Here is a 23,929-nt window from a genome sequence, read left to right on the forward strand (position 1 = left end):
GGCGCAACCTGATCGGCGGACCGACACGGCGCGTCATCCTGATCCGCAACCGTGCCTGATCCGCGACCGTGCCTGATCCGCAACCGTGCCTGATCCGCAACCGTGCCTGATCCGCGACCGAGCCTGATCCGCAACCGTCGGGCCGCGTCCCGGATCGTGCATCTCGAGCCGCACCCGGCTCCCGTCCGCCGTACCGCGGCCGCCCCGGCCCTGGCCGCCAGCGCCCCGCCGCGCGGCTCAGAGCACCGCGAGCAGCCGCCGGTAGAACGCGATCCCGCGCAGGAACGTCGACACCCGGATGCTCTCGTCGATCGCATGCAGCGTCGCGCGCTCCGAGGCCCGCAGATCGAACGGCAGGAAGCGGTAGACCCCGTCGCTGATCCGGGTGAAGTGCCGGCTGTCGCTCGCCTGGAGCATCACGTAGGGGGTGACGATCGTGCCCGGGAAGGTGTCGGCGATCGCCTCCGAGAGCAGCTGCCAGGCGGGGCCCTCGCTCGGCGAGACGGCGGAGGGCTCCGAGCCGTAGACGACGCGCACCGCGACCGCCGGGTCGTTCACGGCGTCCCGGATGTCATCGGCCGCCTGCGCGACGCTCGATCCGACCGCGATGCGCACATTCACCATCGCGGTCGCCCGCTCGGCGATGACGTTGTCGCCGGCGCTGCCGCTCAACCGGGTGACGGCCCGCGTCGTGCGCACCATCGCCTCGGTCTCCGGCCCGAGTCGCGCGAACACCGCCGTCAGCAGCGGCCGGAACACGCCGGCCCTCCGGAAGAAGAACCCGAGCGGCTGCCGGGCGTGCGCTCCGAGCGTACGGACCATCGCCATCGTCGGCGCGGGGATCGCGGCCCGAGCCGGATGCCGCTCGAGTCGCAGGATCGCCCGCGCGAGCCGCGAGGTCGCCCCGTCGCGCACGGGGGTCGCCGCATGACCTCCCGGTCGCTCGACGACGAGCTCGATGCCGGCGATGCCCTTCTCGCTGACCCCGACGACCGCGATGGGCCCGTCGACGCCGGGGAAGACCCCCTCGACGACGGCGCCGCCCTCGTCGAGCACGAGGGCCGGGCGCACGCCGCGCGACGCGAGCAGCTCGACGACCGCGGCCGCGCCGTCTCCCGCGGTCTCCTCGTTGTGGCCGAAACTCAGGTAGACGTCGCCGGCGGGACGGTACCCGTCGGCGAGCGCCTCCTCGACGGCCTCCAGGATGACGACCAGCGCCCCCTTGTCGTCGATCGCCCCGCGGCCCCAGACCCGTTGCTCGTCCGCACCATCCGCGCCGTCCGCGTCGCCCACGAGCTCGGCCCCGAACGCCGGATGCCGCCAGCCCGGCTCATCCGCCGGCACGACGTCGTAGTGCGCCATCAGCACGCTCGGCGCGCGCTCGCCGCGCCCCGACCACCGGAACAGCTGGGTGCCGCCGGCGACGGTCTCGAGCTCGAGGCGGGAATGTGCGAGCGGATACGACTCGGCCAGCAGCGCGCGGAATCGCTCGAAGGCGCTCTCGTCGGCCACCTCGGGTGCCGACCGGGACACCGTCGGGATCCGCAGAAGCCCCTGCAACCGCTCGACCGCGGTCTCGGGATGCGCCATGGCTCGATGCTACGCGTGCCGCGATTAGGCTGAGGGCGATGAGCAGATCGCGGGGATCCACACCCGGTGGCCGGTCGGGCAAGCAGGTCCGGCCCGCAGACCGCGACCGCTACGGCGCGCCGAAGGTCCGGCGTACGGCGTTGGCGCCGGGTCTGATCGCGGTGATGGCCTTGCTCATCGGGTTCGCCCTGATCGGCAGCGGCGGATTCGTCGTCATCGAGTTCATCGTCGCGATCCTGGCGCTCATCGTCGCCTGGTTCGCCTTCCAGGCCGGGCAGTGGTGGTGGATCCCGCTGCTGCTCGCGATCGCCGTCGCCTGGAATCCGGTGGTCCCGTTCGACTTCCACGGAGCGCTCTGGTTCGGCGCGCAGTACGTGGCGATCCTCGTGTTCGTGCTCGTGGCCGTGTTCGTCAGAGTGCCGGTCGCCGACGAGCAGAAGCCCGGACGCGTCGGCTGACAGGACGAGGGCGCGTCGGCCGACAACGCGAGTAAGTAAGCTAGACTCGAAGTGCGCCTCTCCCACCGGCCAAGCCGGGATCTGGGAACAGTTCCAAGCACCACACCATCAGGGGCAGCAGTTCACCCGGGAAATCCCTTCCCACCGCTCTCGGCGAACCCGGTTCGCCTGGAGCACCAGACACAGCAGGCGGGGGCCAGCCTCCGCCCGAGGAGCACAATGGCCACATCCGGCCGCAATTCCGGCAGCGGTTCCGGCAACACGAAGTCGGGCAACTCCAGGTCCGGCGCGAGCCGTCAGGGTGCCCGTCGCGGCGCCTCGCCGCAGCGCCGTCGCCAGCATCAGGACGAGGCCGGCGTCATCCCCGTGCTCGCCCGCACGGTGCGTGCGATCGAGAACTCGGCCGAACGCGGCAAGGTCAACCCGTCCAACCGCACCCGATTCCGCGTCGTCGCGGTGCTGGTGCGCGAGGAACGCGCCCGCATCAAGGGCGACACGGCGCTCAGCGACGCCGAACGCACCAAGGAGCTGACCCGTCTCGACGGGATCGCGACGATCATGGCCAAGACGGCGGCGCGCGACACCAGCCTGATCCAGCTGCTCACCGATTCAGCCCCGCTCAGCACCGCCGCGCAGGAGATGCGCCGCTCGATGCTCATGGAGGCCGGAAGCGAGATGAGCCCCGACGACCTCATCGTGGTCACCGAGGCGCCCGTCAAGCCGGCCGATGAGGAGCGCCACGTCATCCCGCAGTCGGTCAAGCAGTACCAGATGTCGAATCCGTTCCTGGCGCCCGACTTCAGCGCGGTCGGTCCGGCGCCCGTGGCCCGCAGCAACCGTCTGGCCAACTGGGAGCTCATCGAGCCCTTGTTCCGTTCCTTCGAGGTCGGCGTCGGCGGCGCCGCGAGCATGGAATTGCCCGACGCGAAGTCGCTCGCGACCCCCGGCGGAACCGAGCTCATGCCGCACCAGGCGCGCTTCATCGAGAGCGCCCGGGCCGGCCACCGCAGCTATCTTCTCGCCGACGAGCCGGGCCTCGGCAAGACCGCCCAGGCCCTGCTGGCGGCCAACGCCACCAACTCGTACCCGCTGGTCGTCGTCGTGCCGAACGTCGTCAAGGTCAACTGGGCGCGCGAGGTCGAGAAGTGGACCCCGCAGCGGGTGTCGACGGTCGTGCACGGCGACGGCGCCGACATCGACGCCTTCGCGGATGTCGTGATCGTCAACTACGAGGTGCTCGACCGGCACGTCGCGTGGCTTTCGCGTCGCGGGTTCAAGGGGATGGTCGTCGATGAGGCGCACTTCATCAAGAACAAGGATTCGCAGCGCTCGAAGAACGTGCTTGCCCTGTCGCGCAGCATCCGGGCCGTGTCGCCGCGTGCCCTGTTCATCGCCCTGACCGGAACGCCGCTCATCAACCAGATCGAGGACTTCCGGATGATCTGGCAGTACCTCGGCTGGATCGACGACAAGAAGCCGCTGGCCGAGCTGATGGCACGACTCGAGGAGACCGAGCTGACCCCCGGTGACCCCGGCTTCTTCGCGGCCGCCCGCAACGCGGTCGTCGACATGGGCATCGTGCGCCGCAAGAAGGTGGATGTCGCCGCCGACATCCCCGCTCGTCGCATCGCCGACATCCCGGTCGAGCTCGACGGCGAGGCCGGTCGCTCGATCCGCGAGGCCGAGGCGGCACTGGTCGCTCGGCTCGTGGAGCGCTACCGCCGTGTGCTCGCCACACGCCCGGAGTCGGATCCGGCCGACCTCATCCGTCTCGTGGCCGCGGCCGAGCTCGAGGAGACCCGCCAGGCCGGGGGAGACGGCTCAGGAGACAACGTCTTCACGATGGTGCGCAGGATCGGCCAGGCCAAGGCCACGCCGGCCGCCGACTACACGGTCAACCTCGCGCGCAACGTGGGCAAGGTCGTCTTCTTCGCCAAGCACATCGACGTGATGGACACCGCCGAGAAGCACTTCGCCGCCGCGGGGCTCAAGACCGTCTCGCTGCGCGGGGATCAGACCTCGAAGGCCCGGCAGGCGGCGATCGACGCGTTCACCAACGATCCGGATGTCGCGGTCGCGGTCTGCTCGCTGACCGCCGCGGGCGTCGGGGTCAACCTGCAGGTCGCGTCGAACGTCGTGCTCGCGGAGCTGAGCTGGACCAACGCCGAGCAGACCCAGGCGATCGACCGCGTGCACCGCATCGGTCAGGAGCTGCCGGTCACGGCGTGGCGCATCATCGCGGCGGGGACCCTCGACGGCCGCATCTCGCAGCTCATCGACGCGAAGGCGGGCCTTGCAGCCCGCGCGCTCGACGGCGAGGCCGCGCTCGAGGCGGCGGAGGGCTCGGTGCAGCTCGAGGCGCTCGTCGCGGTGCTCACCGACGCGGTCGAGCAGCTCTAGCGCCGTGCCGTGGTGGAGGACGACGTGACGGCACGGTGAACGGTGCGCGAACTCTCAACTATCTAGCGAAACTTGACGGGTTGCCGGGCGCGCGCCGCTGAGTAATGTTGGGGTCGCTGGAAGGGTGATCCGCAAGGTGAAGTCGGAAGGCAACAGAAAGACCCTCGGGTCTCGACGAACCGCTCGTGCCGTCCCTTCGGGTGTCGGTGTCGGGTGGAACGCGGAACCGGGGGTCTTTCGTTTGCCCGGTCGCCGCGCGACCCTCGTGCTCCCGAGCGGTGTCCTGCCACCCGCGGAGGCCGGCTGCGGACGCGAACCTCTTCGAGCGATCTGTACCCCGATCTGTCCTCTTTAGCACGGACACCCCCACTGGGGACAGCGGGGACTGTGCCCCGACCCCTATCGTCAGAGGTGCACTAGTTGGGGGACTAGCGGCGGCGGTGGTCCTGTCGGATCGCGTTTCGGAATACGGGGGTAGACCGAAATCGCGGACGGACCGCCGCCGCCAGTATTTTTTAACTCAGGCCCCCATCCGATCGGATGAGCGCCTCGCGCCCCGGTCGGGCCGAGGGCCGGCGATCCCAACCGGTCGGCTCTCGTGTGAGCGCCGCCCATCCATCGGTCGCGTCGTTCAGGCGCGTGCGAGCCGGTGATAGCCGCGCGACGGATGCCACGACTCCACGACCAGGAGGGATGCCGCCTCGTCGACCGTGGTCAGCACGGCCTCGCGGACGTCGAGCTCGAAGCTGAATCCCGGGATCGTCAGCGCCGGATCGTCGAACTCGATCAGCACGCCCGACAGCTTGGCGTCGCCGCCGCCGAGCGAGCCCGGGGGGGCTCGAGCGTGGGGGAGTGGACGGCGACCCGCGGGTCCCGTCGCACGTCGGCCAGCTTGCGGGACTCGGGCATCATGCCGAGGGTCACGCGGACCCCGAGGGGACCGTCGGCGAAGCGCAGCTCGCTGCCGCTGATCCGCGGTGAGCCGTCGGAACGGATCGTGGCGAGCGTCTTGTTGGTGCCCGCGTCGAACGCGCCACGCACGCGCTCGGCGAAGTCGGGAGCGTCGGCGACGATCTCGGACCAGCTGCTCATGACTCCACGGTGACAGCGACGACCGACACCCGGCACCGGACACCCGGCACCCGGCTCACGCATGCTCAGCCCCTGCTGCTGTTCTCGGTGCGTCCGCGGACGATCCCGATGAAGGCCTGCACCTCGGGGGTCGTCCGATCGATCGGCCAGACCAGGCTGATCGTCGTCGGGGCGGTGTCGCGTAGTGGCCGGGCGATCACGTCACGGCGGCTGAGGGCGCGCGCGACCGACTGCGGCATGCGGGCCACGCCCACCCCTGCGGCGACCAGCTCGACGGCGGCGGCATCCTGCCCCTCGAGCACGTTCTCGCCGGCCAACTCCTCGGGCCCCACGCTCTCGCCGGTCCCGAGCGCCGAGAACAGGTGGTCGCGCGCCGCCACCACGACGGGCGCCTCCTCGTAGAGCCGGATGGCACTGAACTCGTCGTCCGCCGGCACGTCGCGCAGGAACGCCGCGCCTGCGCTGCCGTCGCGCAGTGCGGCGAGCGCCTCGGCCGTCGTCGCGGGTCGCAGCTCGAGGCGCTGGCGTCGCATCCGCTCGTTCCAGACGCGGGCCCACTTGCCGGGCGTCACCCCGGCGACGAAGAGCACGGTGAACGGCGGGAGGGGTGCGGGCACGGTGTCAGCGTACGGCCGCGGCGGCCGCCACGGGCTTCGGGCCGCGGTCAGGCTAGCCTTGGGGCCATGGCCGCGAAACCCCAGAAGGCTCAGTCCATGAAACCGGCGACCGCCGCCAAGAAGCTCGAGGTGCTGCTCACGGCGACCCCGGAGGCCTTCCGCGACCACGACATCACCCGGGATGAGTTGGCCGCACTGCAGGCGGACCCGCCGGAGTGGCTCGTCACCCTGCGGCGCGAGGGCCCGCATCCGCGCCCCGTGGTCGCGCAGCGCCTCGGCGTGTCGAACTCCGGCCTCGCCCGTGGCGGCGTCGACGAGCCGCTCACGACCGCCCAGATCGGCGCCCTGCTCGACGCGATGCCCGAGTGGCTGACGATCGAGCGCGAGCGGCAGCGGGCGGTGCGGGCCGAGGAGACGCGCATCCGCCGGGAGCGGGCCGGGCAGCAGTAACCCCGGCGCGACTCACGGGGTGCGTGCGCGACTCACGGGGTGCGTGCGCGACTCAGTGGGTGCGTGCGTGCAGCGCGGCGTTGACGCGCGCGGTGAGCTCGGCGTCCACCGGGCGCTCGCGACCGTCGATCGCGCGGACCGGCGCGGCGTGCCGTCCGCTCGAGACCAGCCACACGGCATCCGCCTCCTCGAGGTCCTGGGGCGTCAGCAGGGCGTACTCGGTGGCGTAGCCGACCGACTCGGCCCAGGCGAACATGTCGACCTGCGTGGTGCCCGCCAGAATGCCGAGGTCGGTGCGCGGGGTGCGCAACGTCTGGCCGCGTCGCAGGACCAGGTTCGAGACGGCGCCCTCGAGCAGGAACCCGTCCGTGCTGACGAACAGGGCGTCGTCGGCCCCGCGCCGGGCCGCCTCGCGGAAGACGCCCCGGTTGATCGCGTAACTGAGGGTCTTGGCTCCGGTCAGCAGCCATGGCGCGGTCTGTGCGATGTCGTGGCGGTAGCCGCGGTCCAGCAGCACGATCCGGATGCCGTCGCGCCGGGCTGCGCCGTGATCGGGGGCGACAGCGCCGAGCACCCACCCGGTGGGGACGAGGGCCCGCGGATCGAGCGAGCCCGAACCGCCCTCCACGCCGCGTGACATCACGATCTTGACGAATCCCTCGTCGACCGGGGCGCCGTCGGCGTCGACGACCAGAGCGGCCACCGCGCGGATCGCCGCCCGCCAGGCCTCGGGGTCGGGGGCGGGAAGGTCGAGCATCGCCGCCGAGTGGGCGAAACGGGCCAGGTGCGGCTCGAGAGCCTGCAGGTGGCCGTTGGCCAGCGAGATGGTCTCGAACACCCCGTCCCCGCGCGTCGCGGCGAGGTCGAGCACGCTGAGGTGCGGCTGGGTGACGTCGGCGAGGTGGTGACCGACGGCGCGCCCGGCGGCGTCGAAGTCGAGCAGGGCGAGGGCCGGCTCGGTCACGACGACCACCGCAGGCGGTCCAGGCGGGCCAGCATGCCGTCGATGGTGCCTCGAAGGCCGGGGTAGGCGTCGGCGATCTCGCCGAGCATCCGGCGATCGCGGGCGTAGTCGGTGCCCGGGCGGCGCCCGCCCTCCGCGTCGAAGAGGTCGGCGCGCAGCAGGAGCACGACGAGCTCGTCGATCGTGGGCAGTTCGTCCATGAACGCCCACGGGTCCTCGCCGCCGTGGAGGCGCTCAGTGACGACGGAGCCCAGCTCGTCCTGGGCTTCGGCGCGCAGCACCTCCAGGCTCGCGCGGCGCAGGGTATCGGCGTTCGACGTCACGATTTCGAGCCTACGCCAGCCCGGGCGCCTCCCTTCGTGGGGCCAGCGCGCCTCCTTTTGGGGGAGGGCGCCCGGGACCGTGCCGTCCGCGGCACGGCACAATGGATGGGTGCCGCCCAGTCCGCTCGCCTCGAGCCCCTACGGGGTGCTCGGCGTCGACGTCGACGCGAGCCAGCACGAGTTGCGCCGCGCCTATCGGCGACGGCTGCGCGAGACGCATCCCGACACCGGCGGCGCCGCCGAGGAGTTCGACCGCGTGCAGCGCGCCTGGGAGCAGGTCGGGACCCCCGAGGCGAGGCGAGCCTACGACGACGGCACCCAGAAGATCTGGAACGTCGACACCCCGGCGCGCACCTGGGCTCCGCCGGCTCCGAGCACGCGGGCCTCGTCCTCCCGCCCGCAGGCGCGCACCTACGGGCATCCCGGTGGGTGGTATCGGGAGCAGTACCTCGAACTGCTGCACGAGTGGGTCGGACGCGGTGTCGCGATCCCCGATCCGTACGACCTGAGCCTGGTCCGCTCGGCGCCGCGCGAGATCCAGCGACTGCTCGCGTCGGCGGTCGCCGAGGAGGATACGGCCGTCGTGCTCGCGAGCCTCGGCATCGGATTCACCGTCTGGAACGACGTGCGCACCGATCCCGTGCGTCGGGGCGTGCAGCAACCGAACGGCCTGACGGCGAGCCCGCAGGGGGCGGCGGGGAAGATCGACCACATCGTGCTCGGGCCGACCGGGCTGTGGGGCATGCTCAGCGAGGACTGGGGCGACTCGGTCATGGCCCGGCGCGGCGACGTGGTCGGTCCCGGTATCCACGCCGACGAGCACCCGATGCACGAACTCGCGTCGCGCGCGCGGTCGTTCTCGAGGCTGGCGAAGGTGAAGTTCTCGGCGCTCGCGATCGTGGTTCCCGATGACACGACTCCCGAGGGGGTCATCGCCCTTGGCGCTGTCCGCGGTGCCCAGACCCTGCTCGTGCAGCGCAGCAGACTGGCCAATCTGGTACGTATCGGCGTTCCGGGGGTGGGGGTCGGGGGGACCGATCTGTTCGAGGTGCGCACGCGGGTTCAGGCGGCGGCGCGCTTCGTGTGAGGGTACAAAGTCGGTCGTTTCCGGCGCGGATCGCCCCGGAAACTCGGTCATCATTCCGGCACGAAGGCAGATCCTGTCGGTAGGATGGGGGACATCCGGGGGGATACTCACCACGTCCTCTCGGCGGCGAAGGCAGGACGCCCCATGAGATGCACCAGAGTCGGCGCACGGCGCGGGCACGGGCGCGCCGAGCCTGCCTTGCTCAGCGCGCGAGGTGGATCATGACCGCCGCCGCCCGACTCGCCTACCGCCTCCGTCGCCCCCTGCTCGCGGCGCTCACCGACGCGTCGATCGAACGCCACGGGGTTCTGCCGCACCCGCCCGCGTCGTCGCACGTGCACGCCATGGGGTCGAATCCGTACCGCATTCTGCTGCTCGGCACGGCGGCCGCCTCGAGCATCGGGGTCGCCTCGCATGAGGTCGGGCTCGGAGGCCAGCTGGCGCGGCGCATGGCGGCGATCACGGGCCATGGTGTCGACCTCGACGTGCGAGCGCGTCAGACCTTGTCGGTGACCGAGGCCACGGCTCTGCTCCGCGGGCTCGACCTCTACCGCTACGACGCGGTCATCCTGATGCTCGGAGCCCGCGAGGCATCCGGATGGCAGCCACGTTCGCTCTGGAGCCGCGAGCTGGGCGAGCTGCTCGCCACGGTGTCACGCTCGGCGTCCTGCGCGACGCAGACCTTCGTGGTCCCGATCGTGAACCTGCCCGATTTCATCGACTACCCCGGCGTCCTCGCGCGTCGGGTGACGCACCAGGTGGGTCAGCTCAATGCGGTGAGCGAGCAGATCTGCCTCTCGCGCGCACGAACCACCTTTGTCCCGTTCTCCCCACCCCCCGCGCCCGGCGGGTTCACGACGACCCCGATCACCATGTTCGAGAGGTGGGCCGATGGGCTCGCGCCCGCCATCGCGGCCGGCCTGATGCTCGCGGGCGAGCGGCCGCATCCGGCGAACGGCGTCGACGAACAGGATCGGCAGCGGGCTCTCGACGAGCTCGGAATCGTGGGAAGCCCTGCGGACGATCGTTACGAGCGGATCGTCAGGATGGCCCGCTCCGCGTTCGGCGTCAGAGGCGCGGCGATCAACTTCATCGACCACGGCCGGCAGTGGACGAAGGCGGCGGTGCCGATGCGCTTCGACGACATCGACCGTATGAACGCCTTCTGCAACTCGACGATCGAGCGCGCCGAGCTTCTCGTCGTCGAAGACGCGACGACGGACCCCGAGTTCGCCGAGCTGCCCTGGGTGACCGGACCGGCGCAGTTGCGGTTCTATGCCGGCTACCCGCTCGAGGCTCCGGACGGGCACCGAGTGGGGGCCATCTGCATCGTCGACCCCAACCCGCGGGCGTTCTCGAAGACCGACGCCTCGATCCTGCGGGAGTTGGCGCTCCGGGCCCAGGAGCTGCTCTGGGAGGGGGCGCGGGTCTCGGCCGGCGAGGGCAAGGGGCAGTCGCGCTGACCGGGATACGCTGAACCGATGACCGGTTCTCCCCGCAGCGCCGACTTCACGACCGCCCCCGCGGATCCGACCTCCCGGGCCCGGCTCGCCGAGCGCGGCCTGCGCTACGCCCTGGTCGACACCGACGACCCGACCGCCTTCGCGGACTGGCTGCGGGCCGATGACCGCGGATTTCACCTCGCCACTCGCGACGACGAGAAGTACGAACGCGGCCGCGCCGGCATCGGCTATCGCCGCACGACCGGCGTCTACGACGACGGGCTGAGCGTCGACCCGCAGATCCCGGTGGCGACGGTCGGCTCCTGGCGCGGCGAGCTCACCGTGCCGGGCAGCACCGTCGAGCACCCGAGCACCCTCGCCGCCTGGGCGATCAGCTCGGTCACGGTGGCGTCGACGCATCGGCGCCGTGGAATCGCGCGCAATCTGCTCGAGGGGGAGCTGCGCACCGCCGCATCGCTGGGCGTGCCGATGGCGATGCTGACGGTGAGCGAGTCGACGATCTACGGCCGGTTCGGCTTCGCTCCGGCGGCCTTCGCCACGAATTGGACGATCGACACACGCCGTGCGAAGTGGAACGGCCCCGCGGTGCCCGGTGCGGTGGAGTTCGTGGGCATCGAGCGCTTCCGGCTCGAGGCGGCCGAGCTGCACGAGCGGGTCCGGTTGACGACTCCCGGCGACATCGACCTGTGGGGGCACCACTGGGACCAGCAGGTGGGCGCCACCGACCCCGATGAGGCGCGCACCAAGCAGTTGCGCGCGGTGCGCTACCGGGATGCCGAGGGGGTCACCCGGGGTCTCGCGCTCTATCGCGTCACGGGCGGCGAGCCCGACTTCAGCCAGCACGTCGTCGAGGTCGACCGGCTGATCAGCGAGACGCCGGATGCCGCATCCGCCCTCTGGCGGTACCTCCTGGAACTCGACCTGGTCACCGAGGTGCGGGCACAGCTTCGTCCCGTCGACGAGGTGCTCCGCTGGCAGATCGCCGACTATCGCGCCGCCAAGGTCGAGACCTGGGAGCATCAGTACCTGCGGGTGCTCGACGTGCCGACGGCCTTCGCGGCACGCAGCTACGCGGCGCCGGGTCGCCTCGCGCTCGAGGTGACCGATCCGCTCGGATTCGCCGCGGGATCCTGGTTGCTCACGGTGTCCGACGACGGTGCCGGAGCGGTGACGACGGCGTCCGCGGTCGACGGCGTGCCGGCCTTGCGTTTGACGGTGAATGAGCTGGCCGCCCTGTACCTGGGCGGGGTCGCCGCGACGACGCTGGTGGATGCCGGACGGGTCGTCGAGGGGACCGTCGGCGCGGCCTCGGCGGCCGATCGGATGCTGCGCACGGCGCGTGCGCCGTGGCTGAGCGTCTGGTACTGAGGCGGCGTGAGTCCCGTTCCGGGCCTACTCTGAACTAATGGCGACAGCAGAGTGCATCCACGGGTTCGAACCGGGCTTCTGCGATCAGTGCTTCCCGCGAGAGCAGGCGGCACCCGTGCGCACGACCCGCGTCGCCAATGCGAAGCTCAGCGCGACGCCGGGAAGCCGCACGCCTCCCTCGTCGCCGCGGAACCGGACGATCGCCCCCTCGGTGCTGCTGGGGGCGCAACGCATCTACCACGTGACCCACGTGCGCAACCTCGAGATGGTGGCGATCGACGGCGCCCTGCGCAGCGACGCGGTGCCCGAGGTGGACGTCAGCTCGGCCACGACGCGCGAACTGCGGCAGACCGTCGAGCTCACCTCCGCCGACGGCAGCACCTCGACCGTTGCCGATCACGTGCCGTTCTACCTCAGCCCGCACGCCAACCGCTGGTTCGAGCTGCGCACCGGTGCGGCGGGCAGCCACTGGTCCGCCGCGGCGCGGGCCTCGTCACCGCTGGAGTACGTGATCCTGGTGAGCGAAGCCGCCGCGGTGGGGCCCGGCATCGTGCTCGCCGACGGGGACGCCGCGGCGCCCGCGACCCGCTTCGCCGCGGGACTCGAGGCCGGAACGGTGCAGCTGCGCCGGATGCGTGCGGTCGACGACGAGTACCGGGATGCCGAGGTGCTCGCGTCGAGCCCCTTCCCGTTCGAGTCGATCAGCCTCATCGGTGTGGCCAACGAGCCGATGCGTGATCGGGTGAAGGCCGTGCTCGCGGAAGCCGGCGGGCACGCACCGCGTGTCGCGGTGTATCCGCCCTGGTTCTCGGGGGAGTGAGCGGCAGGGGCTGAACCGACGGGACCAACGACCCGTCCTCGTCCCGACCCGGCGGCGTAGCCTCGCAGCCGAGCCGACGGCCCCCGCTGCCCCGCGGCTCCCCAGGGATCCGGTGGCGGGGGAACGAGGACATCATGGCCAGCTACGACGTCGCGGGACGCTCGGCGATCGTCACCGGGGGCGCCTCCGGAATCGGCCGCGCCACCGCAGAGCTGCTGGGCGCCAACGGGGCCGCCGTCGTGGTCGTCGACCTGACGAAGGAGCCGGTGGATGCCGTGGTGGCCGGGATCACGGCCGCGGGCGGAACCGCGATCGGCCTGGTCGGCGACGTGACCGATCCCCGGCTCGCCGTCGCGGCGGTCGACGAGGCGAACGCCCTCGCCCCGCTGCGCATCGCGGTCAACAACGCCGGGATCGGCGGCGAGGCGGCCCTCATCGGCGACTACACGCTCGAGGGCTGGCGTCACGTGATCGAGGTCAACCTCAACGCCGTGATGTACGGCCTGAAGGCGCAGCTCCCCGCGATGGCAGAGAACGGGGGCGGCTCGATCATCAACATGGCATCGATCCTCGGATCGGTCGGATTCGCGATGTCGAGCGCCTATGTCACGGCCAAACACGGCCTGCTCGGGCTGACCCAGAACGCCGCGCTCGAGTACGCCGCCCACAAGGTGCGGGTCACCGCCGTCGGACCGGGATTCATCAACACCCCGCTCGTCGCGGGTGCGCTCGACGCCGACACGCGGGCCTTCCTCGCCGCGAAGCACGCGCTGGGCCGCTTCGGCAGCCCGGATGAGGTGGCGGCGCTCGTCGCCTTCCTCGCCAGCGATGCCGCGAGCTTCATCACGGGCAGCTACCACCTCGTCGACGGCGGTTACACGGCGCAGTGACCCCCGGGGCGCCGGGGTGGTCATCGGCCGCCCCGGATGCGAGGATTCACACAGCGTCCCGATCGAAGGAGATCGAATGTTCCGCAGCCCGTATCCCGACGAGGTCATCCCGAACGTCAGCGTCTACGACTTCCTGTTCCGGGATCTCAGCGCCGACGACGCGGCCCGAGTCGCCCTCATCGACGGGCCGACGGGAGATGAGACCAGCTACGGTGCCCTCAAGGCGCAGATCGACCTGCTCGCCGGAGCGCTCGCGGCGCGCGGGATCGGGATCGGCGATGTCGTCGCCCTGCACTCGCCCAACGTGCCGGCGTTCGCGACCGTCTTCCACGGCATCCTGCGCTCCGGGGCGACCGCGACGACGGTCAACGCGCTGTACACGGTCGAGGAGATGGCCCGGCAGCTGCAGGACTCCCGCGCCACGATGCTCTTCACGGTCAGCCCGCTGATCACGGTCGCGAGCGAATCGGCGGCCTTCGCCGGCATCCCCGACGAGCGCATCATCGTGCTCGACGGCCTCGACGGCTACACGGGACTGCGCGATCTGCTCGCCGAGGGCGCGCCGGCGCCCGAGGTGTCGTTCGATCCGGCGACCCACGTCGCCGTGATTCCGTACAGCTCGGGCACGACCGGATTCGCGAAAGGCGTGCAACTGAGCCACACCAACCTGGTCGCCAATGTGGCGCAGTGCGCGCCGGTGCTCGATGTCAGCGACGAGGACCGCATCCTCGCGTTCCTGCCGTTCTTCCACATCTACGGCATGACGATCCTGCTCAACCTTGCCCTCTCGCGGCACGCGGCGCTCATCACCCTGCCGCGCTTCGACCTCGCGCAATTCCTGCAGGTGATTCAGGACCAGAAGGTCAGCTTCGTGTTCATCGCCCCGCCGGTCGCGGTCGCGCTCGCGAAGCATCCGCTCGTCGACCAGTTCGACCTCTCGAGCGTGCGGGGCATGATGAGCGGGGCGGCCCCGATGGACGAGTCGCTCGCCAATGCGGTCACGGCCCGGCTCGGCGTGCACATGCAGCAGGGCTACGGCATGAGCGAGCTGAGCCCCGTCTCGCACGTCATCCCGCCGGATCGCGACGACCTCTCGCGCGGCACGATCGGGTTCCCGATCGCCAACATCGAGTGCAAGATCGTCGACGTCGAGACCGGCGCCGAGCTCGACATGCCCGCCGAGGGCTCCAGCCGGCCGGGCGAACTCTGGGTTCGCGGGCCGAACGTCATGCTCGGCTACCTCGGACAGGAGCAGGCCACGCACGAGACGGTCGACGACGACGGCTTCCTGCACACGGGCGACATCGCGCAGGTCAACCACGACGGCTCGTTCCAGATCGTGGATCGTCTCAAGGAGCTGATCAAGTACAAGGGGTACCAGGTCGCCCCCGCCGAGCTCGAGGCGCTGCTGCTGACGCATCCGGAGATCGCCGATGCCGCGGTCGTCGCCCAGCCGGACCCCGCCGCAGGCGAGATCCCGAAGGCCTTCGTCGTGCGGCGGGAGGGGTCGGCGCTCACCGAGGGTGACGTGATGACCTTCGTCGCCGAACACGTGGCGCCGCACAAGAAGGTGCGCGCGGTGGCCTTCATCGACGCGGTGCCGAAGTCGTCGGCCGGCAAGATCCTGCGCAAGGACCTCAGGGGCCGGTAAGGGGCTCTCCGGTCACGTCGCGGGCCGTCGGGTCTTCCAGCGCCAGACCGCCGAGCGGTTCGCCGGCCCAGCTGGTGACGATCCACCCGCGCGCCGGCGCACCCTCGAGCGCGACGACGCCGGTGTTCTCGAGGTGATTCCGTCCCGGGAACTCCGGAGGGATGTTGCTGGCCCGTGCCGCCGTCCAGACCCGGATCGCGGCGCCGTGGCTGAACGCGGCCACGGTCGCGTCCTCGGCCTGCTCGCCGGCGATCCGGGCGATGTCGGCGTCGAAGCGGCCGTAGAAGTCGTGACCGTCACCCGCGCCCGGCATGCGCGCGTCGAGCTCGCCCGAGCCCCAGGCCCAGACGACCTCGAGATAGCGCCGCACGGCGGCCTCGTCCGTGCGGCCCTCCAGCTCGCCCGCCTCGATCTCGTGGATGCCCGGCAGCACGACACGATGCATCTCGCCGCGCACCCGGGCGAGCGGCGCCGCGGTCTGCTGTGTGCGGACCAGCACCGAGGTGTAGATGCCGTCGATGTCCTCGTCGGCCAGCGCGCTCGGGATCGCGGCGGCCTGGGTGCGTCCCAGCTCGGTCAGCGACGGGCCGGGCGCGGCCGTGTCGAGGGAACCCCGGACGTTCGCGGGGGTCTGGCCGTGGCGGATCAGGAGCAGTCGCATCCCTGCAAGCCTAGGCATGCGCGCCGACGGAGCGACTCAGCTGGTCGTGCCCCCCGCGCTCGACACCCGGAAGGTCATGTTGCCCACCCAGTCGACAACGGTGACCTCGACGAGCGCGGACTGACCGCTGGTGGCGGCGACCGTGGAGGTCGCGGTGCAGGTGAAGACCGTGCCCGAGGCGAAGTTGGGCACGCTCGGGCAGTCCACCTTCACCGGCACCTTCTTGGCGGCGAACTGCTGCGCGATGACCGACTCGACGTGCGCGACGCGCTCCGGCGTCGCGGCGATCAACATCGTGAACGCGCTGACGGCGAAGATCGCGCTCGACAGCACGGCCGACACGAACCACAGCCCGACGGCGACCCCGCCGCCCTTGCCCTGCGAGCTCAGGCGGGAGGCGCGCACGGCGAGGTAGACGATCGGCGACAGCAGGATCCAGAACGGGGAGGCGAGGTCGAAGTACCCTCGTTTGGCGAGGGCGTTCCGGTCGAACTGCGCGGCCCCGATGCTGACGAACCAGACCGCGACGATGACGCCGGCCAGGATGAGATTCGGGCCGATGCCGATGCCTGTACTCGAGAGTTGGAACTGCAGGGCGTAGCCGGCCGCGATGAGCACGGGACCGAGCAGGATCATCCACAGCGCGGCGGTGTAGGTCGATCCGCTCGGACCGATCGGAGCCGAGCCGTACGAGCGCAGGCCCGGTCGTGCCGTGCTGGCCGCATTGAAGGGATCGCGGGAGCTGAACGGGATGATCGGCACCGGTTCGAGGTGCACGGCGTTCGGATCGAAGGGGACGTAGGCCCCCGGGTTCGGCTGGTACTGCGGGGCCGGCTGGTACTGCGGTGCCGGCTGGTACTGCGGCGCCGGCTCGTGCTGCTGCGCAGACCAGGATGCCGGCGACTGCGATGCCGGCGACTGCGGTTCCGAGGGAGGTGCCGACAGCTGCACGGGCTGCGGGATGGCCCGGGCGACGAGCGGCTCGTAGCCCGCCGTGCTCTGCGCGAAGGGTTGGAAATCCGGTGCGGCGGCGATGGGCGGGGCGACGCTGGGTGCCGCGGCGACGGGCGGGGCGACGGGCGGGGCGGGAACCGGAATCGGGGCGACGGGAACGGCCGGCGCCGACGCGGCGGGCTCGGCGGTCGGGACGAGCCCCGGGAACGACTCGCCACTGGGTTGCGGCACGACGGGCTGGGCGACGAGGTGCTGGGCGGCGACCGGCTGCGGCACCACGGGCGGCGGCGGAGGCACGGGCTGGGCGACGAACGCTGGGGCGACCACGGGCTGGACGACCACGGGCTGCGGAGCGACCGGCTCGGGAGCTTCCTCCGGGGCGGCGGGCGTCGCGGGGATCGCGCTCGGACCGGAGAGCGGGAAGAGCTGCTCGATCGGGGCCGCGAGGGGCGCCTCGACGGTCGAGGGCGGCACCGTGACCGGTGTGACCTGCTCCGGCCGCGCGGCGCCGGGAAGGGGGAAGGCATCCGCGGAGACGGGGATCGGAGGCTCCGAGGAGCCGGATTCGAGGGCGAGCTGCACAGGGACGCCGCTCAACGCGATCTCGGGCGTGATGTCGGCGAAACCGGACCACTCGGGAACGTAGGCCTGCTGCCCGGCGTTCTCGGCCATCCGGAACACCGAGTTCGGGGGAATGTACGGTTCGTCGACCGCGACCGTCGGCATCACCGCGATCGGGGTAGGCTCGGCGAACGCGGCGGCGACGGGTTCGACTCGGGCGACCGGCGCCGGCATGGTCTGCTGACTCCAGTTGGCGCCGTCCCACCAGCGCAATTGCGCAGCATCCATCGGGTCCGCGTACCAGCCCCCGGCCGGCGTCAGCGAAGCATTGGACACGTTTCCCCCCTCGAACGTTCCTGGCCCCACAGTAGGGGCGCGCGACGCCGCGGCGGAGGCCCCCGTTCGGGGTCACGCGTCACCCTGGTGCCGAGCGGGAGGATCGCCCGCGATCAGGCGTACGAGAGCGACTCGACCGTGCGCTCGTGCGCGCGTTCCGCGTGGGTCGCGGTCGGCGACGCGGCGTGCTCGGCGAGCCGGATCCGCGGACGGAAGCGCGGCGCCGACGGCGCCTGCCGAGGCACGGGGTGGTCACCCGCGGCGTGGCGGCCGATCGGGAGCGTCGCGGGCTCGGCGGCCACCGGCCGTGCCGGCGCCGACACGTGCTCGGTCCACTTCGTCCCATCCCACCAACGCACTTGGCCGGGCGACTGCGGGTCCGGGTACCAAGCGGCGGCAGGAGCCTCATTCGGGTGTGACATGTCGGATCTCCCCCTCCGTGGGTGCGCGGATCGGGTACCCGCGCGCTCCGACTTCACCCTAGCCAGGCGCCGAATCGCGAGTGAGCCCCCACTTCGGGGTAATCCTCACTCCATCTCGGTGCCGTCGCCCACCAGTCCGTGTTCCACGAGTGCGTCCGGCCGGGCCGGTGACGGGGGCGCGTCGGAAGTGCCCGGCGGCAGGACGTCGAAGTCCACGGTGACGTGGGTGTCCGCCGAGATCACGGCCTGGGCTTCGAGGGGATGGCCCTGCTGCTGCGGCGCCTCCGCCGCATGCCGCGGAGCTCCGGAATCGGCGGCTGCCGTCCTGGTCGCGTCCGCCTCGGCCGCATCGGCATCCGCTGCTGCTTCGTCGTCGACGTGTCGTCCCATCCGCCCACGGTAGTGCGCGCTCCCGCGGGGCCGCCACCCGCCCACAGCCCGCTCGTAGGCAGCACCCAGGCTCGGATGCCGCGGCGACTCAGGCGATCAGAGCGCCAGGGAGTAGGTGAACGAGCCGTCGGGCCCGTCGATGCTCACCCAGATCAGGTGGTGCACGCCCGTGGCCTGGGTCGAATCGCAGGTGTACAGCGTGCCCGGGGTCGTCGCGTCGACGAACGGCGGGCAGTTGACCGACACCGCCTTGCCGTGCGAGATGTAGTCGTTGCTGATGGTGCTCTGGATCTTCAGGGCGTTGCTGAGGGGCCTCAGCTGGCCGAGCGACGCGGCCAGGGGCAGGCTGCCGAAGCTGACGAGCGCCACGATGAGGAACATCGCGATCGGGCCCGTGCCGGGCACCTTGACGCGCCGCGCGATGAGGTATCCGATCGAGCCGAGCAGCGCCCAGGCGGCGCTCGGCGCATCGTAGCCACGCGACTGGAGGGCCCGGCGGTCGCCGACCGCCCACAACAGGCCGAGCAGCACGGGTACGGCGATCGCGGCCGCGAACACTAGCGGCATCGGAGAGATGTAGAAGTACACGTAGGCCGCGACGATGCCGAGTGCGAAGGCGAGCACGGGGGTCAGGGCGATCAGCCAGGCCGAACCGGTTGCCGTGCGGCCCGTGGTCCGTCGGCCCGCGTCGGCCCGCTGCGCGCGGGCGCGGTCGACGGGGTCGGCCTGCGCTTGCGCCGTGCGGTCGAACGCTGCGGTGCTCGCGATGATCTCGTTCTCGGCGGTGCCCATCCCGAACTCGCGCTCGAGCCGGCGAGCGGCGGCGATGCGCTCCTCGGCCGTCTCTTCGGTGGAGGAGTGGATCGACGCGCCCGAGGTGCCGGCGCCCGCGGCGGAGCCGCCCGTGGCCGAGATGGCCGGCTGCGTGGTGGGCTTGTCGCGCACGTGCTCGGTCCAACCGAGGCCGTTCCACCAGCGCACCTGCTCCGACGCCGCCGGGTCCTGATACCAGCCCGCCGGGACGACGCGCGTTGCTTGGTCGGTCACACGCATCCCTCCTGAGCGTTTGACGGGTGGAGCTGGGGCAGTGCGGTTGATGGTGCCTCTGTCAGTGTAGGAGCGGCCTCGCGGCGGTTCCTGACCCCGTTCGGGGTATGTCGCATGGCGGCGTCGCCCCGGGTGCGCCGCCGACTCAGCCCTGGGCCGAGAAGACTCCCCAGTCGTCGACGCGCCAATCGATCCATCCATTGGAGCGCTGCAGGCTGACGGTCACGTCGTAGGTGCCGCCGCCGGGCTTGTGGGCCTGGCAGACGAAGGACTGCTGGGGGATCAGGGGTGGCGTCGTCGGGCACGTCACCGTGAGCCGCGTGCCGAGCGACGACGCATCCTGCATGATGGAGGCCTCTGCCTGGTGGGCGAACGACGCCGGGGCGAGCTGGATGATCAACCCGGGCACCGCCACATTGGCCAACAGCGTCCCCACGCCGAGCACCAGGAAGGTGAGCAGCGGGCCGAAACCGGTGCCGGCTTCGCGGACCGTGCTGGTGAGGCGCGCGATCAGGTAGACCAGCACCGTGAGCACCGACCAGATCCAATGCGCCGGCTCCACGATGCCCGCGCGTTTGAGGGCGCGGTAGTCGAGGATCGAGAACACGATCCCGGCCACGTACGGCACGCCGAACATCAGCACGATCACGACCGGGGTCGGAGTCTGGGCGACCCCCGACAGCAGCAGCAGCAGACCGACGACGAGCGTGTAGAGCGGGATCAGGGTGAGCAGCCAGGCGGGACCGGTGCTCGTCGGCACATCGGTGATGACCCGGGTGCGGGCGAACTCGCCCTGCCACGGTTCGGCGGGGTGACCCGCACCGCGGCGATCGTCGAAACGGGTGTCGGCGAACGACTGATCCGCGGGCCCGCTCTGACGCGGATCGCCCTGACGGACGTCGGTCTGCTGAGGATCGGCACCCCAGCCATGCTCCGCCGGATTGACGGGAACGAAGGAGGTCGCCGACTCGCTGACGTGGGCGAACGCGGAACGCGGAACCGACGCCTCGCCGAGAAGATCGTCGAAACGGGTGTCGAGTTCGTAGGGGGCGCTGGTCGGCGCGTCCTCGAGCTGCCCGCTCGAGGCCAACTGGATGCCGGCCGCCGGGTCTTCGACCGGGATCCGGTCGCGCTCGGGAGCCTCGAGCGACCGCAGGGGGTCGGCGAATGCCGCAGCGGGAGCCGTCGGATCGCGGTCCGCGTCGCCGACCTCGCTGAGCCGCTCGCGCTCGCGGCGCTCGCGACGGCTCAGCTCGCGGTCGGCCTCATCGGCGAAGGGGAGGTCGTCGGCCGGATCGTCGTCGGCGTACGCCAGCTTCGAGGTGACCGTCTCGGTGGCCATCATCGGCTGGCGGGCGTCCGAGATGTGCTCCGTCCAGGCGTGGTTGTCCCACCAGCGCAACTGCGGAAGACCGAGCGGATCGGGGTACCAACCGGCAGGAACGCGAACGTCGTCGTCTGGCACGCCGCGCTCCTTTTGCTTCCGTCCCGGGTCGGATCCCGCTGTTTCCACCTGAATGTTACGGGCAAAGCGGGGCCGTGGGATACTACCCGGTCTCACCCCAACAAGGGGACAAGCCCCGGGAGTCGGGGTACAAACCCGGGGGTCGGTGTCCTCCATCGGGAGGACGAGCGCGCTCGGTTCCGGCTCCGAGGCGCGGACCACGGCCAGGCCGGTAAGGCAGACTCGACGCGTGCCCTCCGAGCTGCAGTTCCACCCCGGGGAGGCCTTCGACCCCGACGCCTTCCTGGGCGACTTCGACGGCTGGGTGCGCGAGCAGGGCATCCGGCTCTATCCGGCCCAGGAGGAAGCGGTGCTCGAGCTCGTCCTCGGGCGACACCTGGTGCTCTCGACCCCGACGGGAACCGGCAAGTCGCTCGTGGCGCTCGCGGCGCACGCGATCGCCCTCGCGCAGGGCAAGCGCAGCTGGTACACGGCGCCGATCAAAGCGCTCGTCAGCGAGAAGTTCTTCCAGCTGGTCGAGACGTTCGGTGCGGCGAACGTCGGCATGGTCACCGGCGACTCGAGCGTCAACCCGGATGCGCCGATCATCTGCTGCACGGCCGAGATCCTGGCGAACCTCGCGCTGCGGCAGGGGGCTGACGCGGCCGTGGACGTGGTGTGCATGGACGAGTTCCACTACTACGCCGACCCCGATCGTGGCTGGGCGTGGCAGGTGCCCCTCCTGCTGCTCGTGCGCACCCAGTTCCTGCTCATGTCGGCGACCCTCGGCGACGTCACCGAGCTCACGGCCGACCTCGAGCGCCGCACGGGTCGCGAGGTGGCGCAGGTCATGGGGGCAGAGCGCCCGGTTCCGCTCGACTACCGCTACGTCATGACCCCCGTGCACGAGACGGTCGAACAGCTGCTCGCCGACGGTCTCGCGCCGATCTACATCGTGCACTTCTCCCAGGCCGCCGCGGTCGAACGCGCGCAGGCGCTCTCGAGCGCGAAGGTCGCCAGCCGGGAGCAGCGAGACGCGATCGCGGAGGAGATCGGCGGATTCCGCTTCTCGGCTGGCTTCGGCGCCACGCTGTCGCGACTCATCCGGGCCGGGATCGGCGTACACCACGCGGGGATGCTGCCCAAGTACCGGCGGCTGGTCGAGCAGCTCGCGCAACGCGGACTGCTCCGGGTGATCTGCGGCACCGACACGCTCGGGGTCGGCATCAACGTGCCGATCCGCACGGTGCTGTTCACCGGGCTCACCAAGTTCGACGGCACGAAGATGCGCCAGCTCACCGCGCGCGAGTTCCATCAGATCGCCGGCCGGGCCGGACGCGCCGGGTACGACACGGCAGGCGAGGTCGTCGCCGAGGCGCCCGAGCACGAGATCGAGAACGCCCGCTCCACGGCGAAGGCCGAGGCGACGGCCGCCGCCGGGGGCAAGAAGAAGTCGGTGACGAAGAAGCGCGCCCCCGACGGCTTCGTCAGCTGGGGTCCACTGAGCTTCGAGCGGATGATCGCCGCGGCCCCCGAGACCCTGTCCAGTTCGATGCAGCTCACCGCCGCGATGCTCATCAACGTGATCGGACGCCCCGGCTCGGATGTGCCGGCCCGGGAACCCGGAAGCGCCTTCGAGAACGTGCGATCGCTCGTCTTCGACAACCACGAGGCACTCCCGCGGCAGCGGGCCCTTGCCCGACGGGCGATCGGGATCTACCGCACCCTGCGGGCGGCGGGAGTCGTGGAACAGCGCGGGGGAGGGTTCGACGGCAGTGCGTCGATCCGGCTCACGGTGCAGCTGCAGCCCAACTTCGCGCTCAACCAGCCGCTGTCGCCGTTCGCGCTCGCGGCCTTCGAGCTGCTCGACCCCGCGGCATCCGGCTATGCCCTCGACATGATCAGCGTGCTCGAGGCGACCCTCGACGACCCGCGACCGATCCTGTCGCAGCAGCAGTTCAAGGCCCGTGGCGAGGCCGTCGCCGCGATGAAGCAGGAGGGCATCGAGTACGAGCAGCGCATGGAGCTGCTCGAGGAGGTGACCTGGCCCAAGCCCCTCGACGAGCTGCTCGAGCACGCCTTCGAGACCTTCGCGTCGAGCCAGCCCTGGGTGCGCGACTTCGCGTTGTCGTCCAAGTCGGTCGTGCGCGACCTGTACGAACGCGCCATGACCTTCGGCGAGTTCGTCGCGTTCTACCAGCTCGGCCGCAGCGAGGGACTCGTGCTGCGCTACCTCTCGGACGCCTTCCGTGCGGCCCGGCAGACGATCCCCGACGACGCGAAGACCGAGGAGCTGCGCGACCTGATCGAGTGGCTCGGCGAGCTCGTGCGTCAGGTCGACTCGAGCCTGCTCGACGAGTGGGAGGCCCTGACCTCGGGGGTTCCCCACCCCGAGCTGTCGATCTCGGGACGCCCCGATGCGCCCGTGCTGCCGCCGGCGCCGCCGAGCGTGCTCACCAACCGGCGCGCCTTCCTCGTGCTCGTGCGCAACGAGCTGTGGCGACGGGTTCAGCTCGCCGCGCTCCAGCGCGACGACGAGCTCGAGGCCCTCGACCCCGACGCCGACTGGCCCACCGCGCTCGACGCGTACTTCGCCGAGCACGACGAAATCGGCACGGGACCGGATGCGCGCAGCTCGGCGCGGATCCTCATCGAGGAGGGCGCCGAGCGCTGGACGGTGCGCCAGATCATCGAGGATCCGGCAGGCGACCACGACTGGGGCATCCGTGCCGAGGTCGACCTCGCGGCCTCGGCCGAACAGGGGATCGCCGTCGTGCGGGTGCTCGGTCTCGATCGGCTCTGAGCCGTCGGCCGGCGCGGTCAGTGCCGGGCAGCGGGTCCCGGAGGCAGCACGGTCGCGACGGCCCGGCCATGGCGCCCGCTCGTGCGGCGGCGGTGGCGGCCGGATTCGCGCGAGACCGGTTCCGGACGCACGGGCTCG

General features: G+C 71.3%; 22 protein-coding genes. 10 read left to right on the top strand and 12 right to left on the bottom strand.

The features are described 5' to 3' along the window. Positions 1-237: 237 nt before the first annotated feature. A complete protein-coding gene (locus tag ACFPJ4_RS03295; RefSeq protein WP_386738861.1) occupies positions 238-1,590 on the bottom strand; it encodes a M20/M25/M40 family metallo-hydrolase in 1,353 nt (450 codons plus the stop codon). Positions 1,591-1,628: 38 nt separating this feature from the next. On the opposite strand from ACFPJ4_RS03295, the gene ACFPJ4_RS03300 reads away from it, so the two are divergent. Beyond that, complete coding sequence (locus ACFPJ4_RS03300; RefSeq protein ID WP_386738862.1) at positions 1,629-2,048, top strand: DUF6804 family protein; 420 nt, start codon at positions 1,629-1,631, stop codon at positions 2,046-2,048. A 219-nt stretch (positions 2,049-2,267) separates the two neighbouring features. Beyond that, the gene (locus tag ACFPJ4_RS03305; RefSeq protein ID WP_386738863.1) at positions 2,268-4,448 is read left to right on the top strand and encodes a DEAD/DEAH box helicase; all 2,181 of its coding nucleotides are present in this window, start codon (positions 2,268-2,270) and stop codon (positions 4,446-4,448) included. 631 nt (positions 4,449-5,079) lie between these two features. Here the strand turns inward: ACFPJ4_RS03305 and ACFPJ4_RS03310 are convergent. The 3 genes from ACFPJ4_RS03310 to ACFPJ4_RS03320 form a co-directional block, all read right to left on the bottom strand. Further along, positions 5,080-5,241: a hypothetical protein gene (locus tag ACFPJ4_RS03310; RefSeq protein ID WP_386738864.1), complete on the bottom strand. Its 162-nt coding sequence runs from the start codon at positions 5,239-5,241 to the stop codon at positions 5,080-5,082. Continuing rightward, a complete protein-coding gene (locus ACFPJ4_RS03315; protein WP_386738865.1) occupies positions 5,235-5,540 on the bottom strand; it encodes a pyridoxamine 5'-phosphate oxidase family protein in 306 nt (101 codons plus the stop codon). The genes ACFPJ4_RS03310 and ACFPJ4_RS03315 overlap by 7 nt, the downstream gene beginning before the upstream one ends. 65 nt (positions 5,541-5,605) lie before the next feature. Then, complete coding sequence (locus ACFPJ4_RS03320; protein WP_386738866.1) at positions 5,606-6,157, bottom strand: LysR family transcriptional regulator substrate-binding protein; 552 nt, start codon at positions 6,155-6,157, stop codon at positions 5,606-5,608. Between the two features lie 96 nt (positions 6,158-6,253). On the opposite strand from ACFPJ4_RS03320, the gene ACFPJ4_RS03325 reads away from it, so the two are divergent. Beyond that, entirely contained in the window at positions 6,254-6,607 is a 354-nt protein-coding gene (locus tag ACFPJ4_RS03325) for a DUF5997 family protein (protein ID WP_386738867.1), read from the top strand. A gap of 52 nt (positions 6,608-6,659) precedes the next feature. Here the strand turns inward: ACFPJ4_RS03325 and ACFPJ4_RS03330 are convergent, their stop codons facing one another. Together ACFPJ4_RS03330 and ACFPJ4_RS03335 are read right to left on the bottom strand one after the other, a co-directional pair. Then, positions 6,660-7,571, bottom strand: a complete 912-nt coding sequence (locus tag ACFPJ4_RS03330) for an aminodeoxychorismate lyase (protein WP_386738868.1) — start codon at positions 7,569-7,571, stop codon at positions 6,660-6,662. After that, complete coding sequence (locus tag ACFPJ4_RS03335; RefSeq protein ID WP_386738869.1) at positions 7,568-7,894, bottom strand: tryptophan synthase subunit alpha; 327 nt, start codon at positions 7,892-7,894, stop codon at positions 7,568-7,570. Before ACFPJ4_RS03335 ends, ACFPJ4_RS03330 begins: the two co-directional genes overlap by 4 nt. A gap of 109 nt (positions 7,895-8,003) precedes the next feature. On the opposite strand from ACFPJ4_RS03335, the gene ACFPJ4_RS03340 reads away from it, so the two are divergent. The 6 genes from ACFPJ4_RS03340 (at position 8,004) to ACFPJ4_RS03365 (ending at position 15,173) form a co-directional block, all read left to right on the top strand. Then, on the top strand, positions 8,004-8,981 hold the full coding sequence (locus tag ACFPJ4_RS03340; protein WP_386738870.1) for a J domain-containing protein: 978 nt from the start codon (positions 8,004-8,006) through the stop codon (positions 8,979-8,981). Positions 8,982-9,202: 221 nt separating this feature from the next. Next, positions 9,203-10,444, top strand: coding sequence for a GAF domain-containing protein (locus ACFPJ4_RS03345; protein ID WP_386738871.1), 1,242 nt, complete (start codon positions 9,203-9,205; stop codon positions 10,442-10,444). 18 nt (positions 10,445-10,462) lie between these two features. Further along, positions 10,463-11,812, top strand: coding sequence for a GNAT family N-acetyltransferase (locus ACFPJ4_RS03350; RefSeq protein WP_386738872.1), 1,350 nt, complete (start codon positions 10,463-10,465; stop codon positions 11,810-11,812). Positions 11,813-11,849: 37 nt separating this feature from the next. Beyond that, the gene (locus ACFPJ4_RS03355; RefSeq protein WP_386738873.1) at positions 11,850-12,632 is read left to right on the top strand and encodes a DarT ssDNA thymidine ADP-ribosyltransferase family protein; all 783 of its coding nucleotides are present in this window, start codon (positions 11,850-11,852) and stop codon (positions 12,630-12,632) included. A gap of 134 nt (positions 12,633-12,766) precedes the next feature. Then, positions 12,767-13,522, top strand: coding sequence for an SDR family NAD(P)-dependent oxidoreductase (locus ACFPJ4_RS03360; RefSeq protein WP_386738874.1), 756 nt, complete (start codon positions 12,767-12,769; stop codon positions 13,520-13,522). A gap of 76 nt (positions 13,523-13,598) precedes the next feature. After that, complete coding sequence (locus tag ACFPJ4_RS03365; protein ID WP_386738875.1) at positions 13,599-15,173, top strand: AMP-binding protein; 1,575 nt, start codon at positions 13,599-13,601, stop codon at positions 15,171-15,173. Here ACFPJ4_RS03365 and ACFPJ4_RS03370 read toward each other — a convergent pair. The 6 genes from ACFPJ4_RS03370 to ACFPJ4_RS03395 all read right to left on the bottom strand — a co-directional run bounded on the left by ACFPJ4_RS03370 (position 15,160) and on the right by ACFPJ4_RS03395 (position 21,009). Beyond that, positions 15,160-15,834, bottom strand: a complete 675-nt coding sequence (locus ACFPJ4_RS03370; protein ID WP_386738876.1) for a histidine phosphatase family protein — start codon at positions 15,832-15,834, stop codon at positions 15,160-15,162. The genes ACFPJ4_RS03365 and ACFPJ4_RS03370 overlap by 14 nt on opposite strands. Before the next feature lie 36 nt (positions 15,835-15,870). After that, entirely contained in the window at positions 15,871-17,685 is a 1,815-nt protein-coding gene (locus tag ACFPJ4_RS03375; RefSeq protein WP_386738877.1) for a DUF2510 domain-containing protein, read from the bottom strand. 113 nt (positions 17,686-17,798) lie between these two features. Continuing rightward, a complete protein-coding gene (locus tag ACFPJ4_RS03380; protein ID WP_386738878.1) occupies positions 17,799-18,107 on the bottom strand; it encodes a DUF2510 domain-containing protein in 309 nt (102 codons plus the stop codon). Between the two features lie 105 nt (positions 18,108-18,212). Beyond that, positions 18,213-18,497: a hypothetical protein gene (locus tag ACFPJ4_RS03385; RefSeq protein WP_386738879.1), complete on the bottom strand. Its 285-nt coding sequence runs from the start codon at positions 18,495-18,497 to the stop codon at positions 18,213-18,215. 96 nt (positions 18,498-18,593) lie between these two features. Next, the gene (locus ACFPJ4_RS03390) at positions 18,594-19,544 is read right to left on the bottom strand and encodes a DUF2510 domain-containing protein (protein WP_386738880.1); all 951 of its coding nucleotides are present in this window, start codon (positions 19,542-19,544) and stop codon (positions 18,594-18,596) included. Positions 19,545-19,689: 145 nt separating this feature from the next. After that, on the bottom strand, positions 19,690-21,009 hold the full coding sequence (locus tag ACFPJ4_RS03395; protein WP_386738881.1) for a DUF2510 domain-containing protein: 1,320 nt from the start codon (positions 21,007-21,009) through the stop codon (positions 19,690-19,692). A gap of 229 nt (positions 21,010-21,238) precedes the next feature. Between ACFPJ4_RS03395 and ACFPJ4_RS03400 the strand changes: the two genes are divergently transcribed. Beyond that, positions 21,239-23,791 (top strand): DEAD/DEAH box helicase, encoded by a 2,553-nt coding sequence (locus ACFPJ4_RS03400; protein WP_386738882.1) that lies wholly within the window; start codon positions 21,239-21,241, stop codon positions 23,789-23,791. Positions 23,792-23,929: the final 138 nt, after the last annotated feature.

Origin of the sequence: Lysinimonas soli, assembly GCF_042655435.1 — a bacterium.
In the GTDB taxonomy this organism is placed as follows: Bacteria; Actinomycetota; Actinomycetes; order Actinomycetales; family Microbacteriaceae; genus Lysinimonas; species Lysinimonas soli.